Source organism: Streptomyces sp. Ru72 (assembly GCF_002920635.1).
Lineage (GTDB): Bacteria > Actinomycetota > Actinomycetes > Streptomycetales > Streptomycetaceae > Streptomyces.
The window spans coordinates 21,897-28,064 of record NZ_PQSR01000106.1; the positions used below are offsets into that span (position 1 = coordinate 21,897).

The 6,168-nt window shown below is 73.1% G+C and carries 6 protein-coding genes, 1 pseudogene and 1 riboswitch; of the genes and pseudogenes, 5 read left to right on the forward strand and 2 right to left on the reverse strand.

Features of this window, described 5'->3' with window-relative positions; all coding sequences use genetic code 11:
- Nucleotides 1-71 precede the first annotated feature (71 nt).
- Nucleotides 72-213: riboswitch (cobalamin riboswitch) on the reverse strand.
- A gap of 94 nt (nt 214-307) precedes the next feature.
- Both C3488_RS42780 and C3488_RS32820 read left to right on the forward strand, forming a co-directional pair.
- Nucleotides 308-583: a DUF397 domain-containing protein gene (locus C3488_RS42780; protein WP_258053808.1), complete on the forward strand. Its 276-nt coding sequence runs from the start codon at nt 308-310 to the stop codon at nt 581-583.
- Complete coding sequence (locus C3488_RS32820; protein ID WP_258053809.1) at nt 484-792, forward strand: hypothetical protein; 309 nt, start codon at nt 484-486, stop codon at nt 790-792. The genes C3488_RS42780 and C3488_RS32820 overlap by 100 nt, the downstream gene beginning before the upstream one ends.
- Before the next feature lie 91 nt (nt 793-883).
- Here the strand turns inward: C3488_RS32820 and C3488_RS32825 are convergent, their stop codons facing one another.
- The gene (locus C3488_RS32825; RefSeq protein WP_103844529.1) at nt 884-1,099 is read right to left on the reverse strand and encodes a hypothetical protein; all 216 of its coding nucleotides are present in this window, start codon (nt 1,097-1,099) and stop codon (nt 884-886) included.
- Nucleotides 1,100-1,112: 13 nt separating this feature from the next.
- A complete protein-coding gene (locus tag C3488_RS32830; RefSeq protein ID WP_103844530.1) occupies nt 1,113-2,423 on the reverse strand; it encodes an inorganic phosphate transporter in 1,311 nt (436 codons plus the stop codon).
- Between the two features lie 406 nt (nt 2,424-2,829).
- Here C3488_RS32830 and C3488_RS32835 point away from each other — a divergent pair, with 406 nt between their 5' ends.
- From C3488_RS32835 to C3488_RS32845, 3 genes and pseudogenes are all read left to right on the forward strand, one after another.
- Nucleotides 2,830-3,558: a class II aldolase/adducin family protein gene (locus C3488_RS32835; RefSeq protein WP_103844531.1), complete on the forward strand. Its 729-nt coding sequence runs from the start codon at nt 2,830-2,832 to the stop codon at nt 3,556-3,558.
- Between the two features lie 100 nt (nt 3,559-3,658).
- The gene (locus C3488_RS32840) at nt 3,659-4,786 is read left to right on the forward strand and encodes a S9 family peptidase (protein ID WP_103844532.1); all 1,128 of its coding nucleotides are present in this window, start codon (nt 3,659-3,661) and stop codon (nt 4,784-4,786) included.
- A 378-nt stretch (nt 4,787-5,164) separates the two neighbouring features.
- Nucleotides 5,165-6,168 (forward strand): annotated as a pseudogene (locus C3488_RS32845) (hypothetical protein); the annotation flags it as partial.

The following is a 6,168-nucleotide window of genomic DNA, read 5'->3' on the forward strand; positions in this document are numbered from 1 at the left end:
GGCCCGGTGACAGAACCTCAATCGGCAGCCGCGCATGGCGATATGTCCTCACTCAGGGTGTCCACGCCCTGGTTCGACGAGACCGGCGGTGAGAGTTCCTGGCTCCCGGGGAGTTCTTCCCCGGTGACAGTGGCGGGACCGCGCCGGACTCGCACCGGCTTCCTCTCCTGCCGCCGTACTGGCTCCGGCAGTCCACCACGTGCCCAGAACAGCCGTCAACTTGCTCTTGACCTGCGACGCTGTGGTGTGCTGAGTCCCACACCACTGAAATCACGTCAGTTGCCCGAATCGCGCTTTTCGTTGTGAAGTGGCGGTCCGCATGGGCGGTTCAGGGGCGCGCGTTCCGGCGCGTGACTCGAAACGGCGCACCGGTCCGGTGCTCGTCTTTCGCGGTGCGGCGGGGTGTGCTTTGCTGGCCGAACTCGAGAAACCCGGCAGTGGACGGCGTCCGAGCGACCCGTCCAGAGGACGGGAGGGACCCACATGGGGGACAGGGCCAAGGAATTCTCGGCAGGCGCGGGAGGTCCGCACGCGCCGCACCCCTCGCTGGCGGCGGCTGCTCCGCTGGCACTCTTCTCCCTGACGACGGGGATGTTCGCGGTCGGCATCGGCGCGCTGGCGGCGCTGCTGGTGCCGGGAACCCCGGCGCGGGCCCTCGTGTGGCTGGTGGTCACCATCGTGGCCGCCGCCTGCGCAGGACTGTGGTGGGGCCTCACCCCGGTCGCGGAACGGCTCCGCGTCCTGGGCCGGGCGACGGCGGCCGTCCGCCGGCGTGACTCGCGGACCCCTTGAGCTCGGGAACGTGAGAGACCCCCGCAGCGACAGCGCTGCGGGGGTCTGGCAGCGGTATCGCTGCGGGGGTGATTCCGAAGTGCTCCGGCCGTCAGGCGACGATCAGATGGATCCCGTACGCGACCGCCGCCGCGCACGCCGCGAAGCAGGCGTAGGCGCCGGTGGCCGCCAGGGCGGCCGCGCCGCCCCGGGCCGAGTCCTTCTTGGTCAGGCCCACGACGCCCAGGGTGAACAGGGCCACCAGGGCCACGGTGACCCCGAGGCTGACGCCGAAGACGGAGCCGAGGGCTGCCCAGTCGATCTTCATGAGTGGTGATTCCTTAAACCGTGGCGGCGGGGGCGGGCTCCGAGGAGGGGCCGGCGTCCGGAGCCGGGATCGTGGCCTGGAGGTCGGTGGTGGCGTCCGTGTCCGCCGGGGCGGTGCCGGGCGCCGCGCTGTGGGCCGTGGCGGCGTCCGCCGTGAGGACGGGACCCGCCGGGGGCGGGATGACCGCCGCGATCGCCGCGGTGACGACGCCCGCGGGCTCCGTCTCGACGTCGTTGACGTTGTCCACCGTGACCGGCTTGCGGCGCGACAGCGTCCAGATGACACCGGCGCCGGCGAGCAGCAGCACGCCGGTGGCGACCGTGCCCCAGGTGCCCTGCTTGGTGAGGAGTTCGGCGCCCGCGCCGACCAGGCCGGCCGCCGGGAGCGTCAGAACCCACGCGGTCAGCATCCGGGTCGCGGTGGACCAGCGGACCACGCCGCCCTTGCGGCCGAGGCCCGCGCCCATGACGGCGCCGGAGCAGACCTGGGTGGTGGAGAGCGAGAAGCCGAGGTGCGAGGAGGCGAGGATCGCGGTCGCCGCGCTGGTCTGGGCGGCGAAGCCCTGCTGCGGCGCCAGGTCCGTCAGGCCCTTGCCGAGGGTGCGGATGATGCGCCAGCCGCCCAGGTAGGTGCCGAGCGCGATGGCCAGACCGGCCGAGACGATGACCCAGGTGGGAGGGTTCGAGCCGGGGGCGATGACACCGCCGGTGACCAGGGCCAGCGTGATGATGCCCATCGTCTTCTGCGCGTCGTTCGTGCCGTGGGCCAGGGAGACCAGGCCCGCCGAGGCGATCGACCCGGCCCGGTAGCCCTTCGCCGTCGCCTTCTCGTCGGCGCGGCTGCCGATCACGTACGACAGCCGGGTGGCGAGCATCGAGGCGAGGCCCGCCACGAGCGGCGCGGCCACCGCGGGGATCAGGACCTTGGTGACGATCGTCGAGCCGTTCACCGCGGACCAGCCGGCCGAGGTGACGGCGGCACCGATCAGACCGCCGAAGAGAGCGTGGGAGGAGCTGGAGGGCAGGCCGAGGAGCCAGGTCAGCAGGTTCCACAGGATGGCGCCCACCAGTGCGGCGAAGATCACTTCGACGCGTATGCCCTGTTCGTTGATGATGCCGCCGGAGATCGTCTTGGCGACCTCGACGGACAGGAAGGCGCCGAGGAGGTTCAGCGCGGCGGACATCGCCACCGCCGTCTTGGGCCTCAGGGCGCCAGTCGAGATGGTGGTGGCCATCGCGTTGGCTGTGTCGTGGAAACCGTTCGTGAAATCGAACACGAGAGCGGTGACGATCACGATTCCGAGGAGGAGCGTGATGTGTTCCATTTACCCAGGCTTCTGTGGGAGGTCAGTGGTTGTTGGACCGTAGGCAACCTGGGTGAACGGAAGATGAACTGAGGCGGGCTGAAGGGTGTACCGATCGGCGTACCGGCGTTCCGCTTGTGGTCGGTCGACGAGGGGCGCAGCTTCGAGCGAAGCCGGAATTCAGGCTGCCGCAAGCCTTGGTGTGTCTCAGGGGGCTGCGCCGGGCCCTCCGCCGACTCGTCGTGCAACCGCTTCAGCCCGCCTCCAGGGACCCGTTGAAGAGATTTTCGTCACGCTCCGGACTCCCGCTTTTGTATACGCCTCCCGACGGAGATGTATCCGCATATGCGTACTTATGGGCCTGCGGCTCCCGGTGTGCAGTGCGCCGGGCCACCCCCGCTCGAACCCCGCCTGGCAGGATCGCGGCATGGCCGATCAGCGACATGACGCAGGGGACGCCCGGGAGGCCGCAGCGCACGGGCGGGGGCCGGGAGACCCGGGTGAGGTGGCGAGGGCCTGGGACCAGCTCGTCGCGACGGCCCGCCGCACGGTCGCCGACGGACTGGTCGTCGGTACCTCCGGCAACGTCTCCGTACGCGTCGGCGACACCGTGCTGGTCACCCCCACCGGAGTGCCCTACGAGCGGTTGACGCCGGGCGACGTGGTCGGAGTCGACCTGGACGGACGCCAGGTGCTCGGCACCCTGCGCCCGACCAGCGAGCTGCCCATGCACCTGGCCGTCTACCGCACGACGGACGCCCGGGCCGTCGTGCACACCCACGCCCCCGACGCCACGGCCGTCTCCACGCTCGTACAGGAGCTGCCACTGGTCCACTACATGGCCGCCGCGCTGGGAGGCGCGGTGCGGGTCGCCCCCTACGCGACCTACGGCACCCCCGAGTTGGCCGAGAACATGCTCCGCGCCCTGACCGACCGCAGCGCCTGCCTGCTGCAGAACCACGGCACGGTCGCCCACGGCGCCTCACTGGACCAGGCCTACGACCGCACGGCCCAGCTGGAGTGGATGTGCCGCGTGTGGCTGACGGCGTCGTCCGTGCCCGGCCTCACCCCGCACCTGCTCAGCCGGGAGCAGGTGGCGGAGGTAGGGGAGCGGTTGCGGGGGTACGGGCAGCAGCAGGGGTTGACGAACCCCTAGTGGACCGGTCGGCCGGGGCCGCCTTGCGGCGCGCCCCGTGGGTCACACCGCGCCCTTCTCCCCACTGGCCGGGGGCGGGCTCCACCGGGAGACTGGATGGATGCGCACTGTCAAAGCGGCGGCCGCAGCCGTCACCGTAGCCATCGCCGCGGGCGCCGCCGGCGTCGCCGCGGGCCGCTTCGCCAGCGACGCCGCGCTGAAGGCGCCGCCGGGGCGTCCGCTGCCCACGGAACCGCGCCTCACCGTGCACTCCCTGGCGGCCGGCCGGATCGCCCTCACCCGCGACCTGGCCTCCCAGCGGCCCGGCACCTACGGGTTGACGGGTGACGGCTCGCACGCGGTCGTCGGCCCGGTCCTGGACTCCGCCCCGCACACCGCCGACACGGTCGTACGCCGTCTGGAACGCGTCACGCACGGCACGCTCGAGCCCGGCGACAAGGTCTGGCTCACCCCCGCCCTGTACACCGGCGATCCCCGGACCGCCCTCGGCCTCGACCACACCGACGTGGAGGTGTCCGGCGAACTCGGCACCCTGCCCGCCTGGTTCCTGCCGGGCGCCCGTGACACCTGGGTGATCACCGTGCACGGGCTCGGCACCACTCGGGAACACCCCATGAACGTCATGGGATTCCTGCAGCGCCACCACTTCCCGGTCCTCGACATCGCCTACCGCGGCGACCCCGGGGCGCCCCGCTCCCCGGACGGCCTGAACCACCTCGGCGAGACCGAGTGGCGCGACGTGGACGCCGCGATCCGCCATGCGGTGCGGGCCGGCGCCGAACGGGTCGTGCTGCACGGCTGGTCCACCGGCGCCGCCATGGCGCTGCACGCCGCCGCCCACTCGACAGTGCGCGAGCGGGTCTCCGGGCTCGTCCTGGACTCGCCCGTCCTCAGCTGGGAGGCGACGCTGCGCGCCCTGGCCGCAGCCCGCCGCACCCCCGGAGCCCTGCTGCCGCTGGCCGTCCGCGCCGCGCAGGGCCGCACCGGGGTGCACGGCGACCGCACCCAGAAGGCGGCGGACCCGGAGCACCTCAAGGTGCCGGTGCTGATCTTCCACGGGCCCGACGACACGATCGCCCCCTGGTGCCTTTCACGCCGTCTCGCCGAGCGGCGCGCGAACCTGGTCAGCCTGCACACGGTGGAGAACGCCCCGCACGGTGCCATGTGGAACGCCGACCCCGAGGCCTACGAGGAGGCCATGCGGCGCTTCCTCACGCCGTTGATGTGATGCTGCCGACGCGACGGCCCGCGTCGGCGGGCACAGGCTGCGGCGCCCTTTCGCATCCCCTTCCGCTTAGCTTTCGCATCCCCTTCCGCTCAGGGGTCCTCGCACTATGAGCGCCCGATGAGGTCGCGCGGTCTGGTGCCGTGCATCGCAAGGCGGAGGGCCGTCCGCGTACCGGGAGTACGCGGGTGACCGGAAAGCGCGGCGAGGTGCGGTGTCAGGCCGCGCGACCCGGGCGGGCACAATGCAAGGACCCCTTCGCCCACCCGACCGGCGCTGTCCCCCTTCCCCGGCCCTCCGAGGGCCCTCTCGTCGGCTCCCGTCCGGGTCCCCCAGGCATTCCGTTTGGGTTTTCGGACCGTCAACCGGAAGACTGCCCCCGTGACGTCCCGTACTCCGCGCGACTCCAGGCTCCGACTCGTCCGACCGCGGCCGCTGGCCGCCGCCCCCCGAGCGGTGACCCAGCGCCGCACGCCCCGCCCCGCCCCCAGGCCGCCGGAGGGCACGCCGCCGCCCGCGGAACTGGCGAAAATGGCCCGCGCCCGCCTGTCCGGCGCTGCCCGTGTCGCCCACTGGGCCGACGCCACGCTCGGGCCCGGCCGCGAGGGCGCGTCCCCCGACGGAAAGGGCACCCTGTCCGACGCCACCGCCGAACGGGCGGCCGCCGACCTCGGCCTGACCGTCGCTCAGGTGCGCGCCGACTGGGACACCGCGCGCCTGGCCGGTCTCGTCGAGGTGCACGGCGGCAGCGCCCGCCCCGGCTGGCGGCTGCGCGCCTGGGACCGGGACGACTCCGCCGTACTGCGCGGCTGGGTCGCCCTCTTCGACGCCTGGTCGCTCGCCTGCCCCGAGCCGGCGGACCGAGAGCACGCCGCCGTCGCCGAGGTCGTCTCGGCCATGCCCCAGGTGCTCTCCTTCCTCCAGCTGTCCGCCGGGCCCGTCCCCGTCGAGCAGCTCCTCGACCTGCTCCGGCAGCGGGTCACCGAACTGCGCACCGAGCGCTGCGAGGTCCCCTACGGACCCCGGCCCGAGCCTGTCGTGCCGCCGGTCCAGGACTCCGCCGACGAGTCGGAGCTGGCCCCCCTGCTCGCCTGGGCCCTCGACGCGCTCGCCTACGTCGGCGCCCTCACCTGCGCCGACGGGCAGGCCACCCTCACCCCGCTCGGCAGCTGGGCGGTGTGGGTCAAGCTGGAGCAGATCTGCGTCGCCGCGCAGAGCCCCGCCGGGAACATCGAGCAGAACGCCGAGGACATGCTCCGCGGCTGCTCCCAGCTCCGGCCGAACGCGGCCCGTGCCGAGTACCGCGCCTGGCTGGCCGCCCGCCCCGTCCGGCAGCGCCGTCACCGAACTCCTGGACGCCGCCCGCGGCGAGGACGCCCTGCTGC

What these genes read in the sequence shown, in the direction of transcription:
- C3488_RS32840 (WP_103844532.1), top strand. Translation starts at nt 3,659, where the DNA reads ATGCGCACTGTCAAAGCGGCGGCCGCAGCCGTCACCGTAGCCATCGCC.
- C3488_RS32830 (WP_103844530.1), bottom strand. Translation starts at nt 2,423, where the DNA reads ATGGAACACATCACGCTCCTCCTCGGAATCGTGATCGTCACCGCTCTC.
- C3488_RS32825 (WP_103844529.1), bottom strand. Translation starts at nt 1,099, where the DNA reads ATGAAGATCGACTGGGCAGCCCTCGGCTCCGTCTTCGGCGTCAGCCTC.
- C3488_RS32835 (WP_103844531.1), top strand. Translation starts at nt 2,830, where the DNA reads ATGGCCGATCAGCGACATGACGCAGGGGACGCCCGGGAGGCCGCAGCG.
- C3488_RS32820 (WP_258053809.1), top strand. Translation starts at nt 484, where the DNA reads ATGGGGGACAGGGCCAAGGAATTCTCGGCAGGCGCGGGAGGTCCGCAC.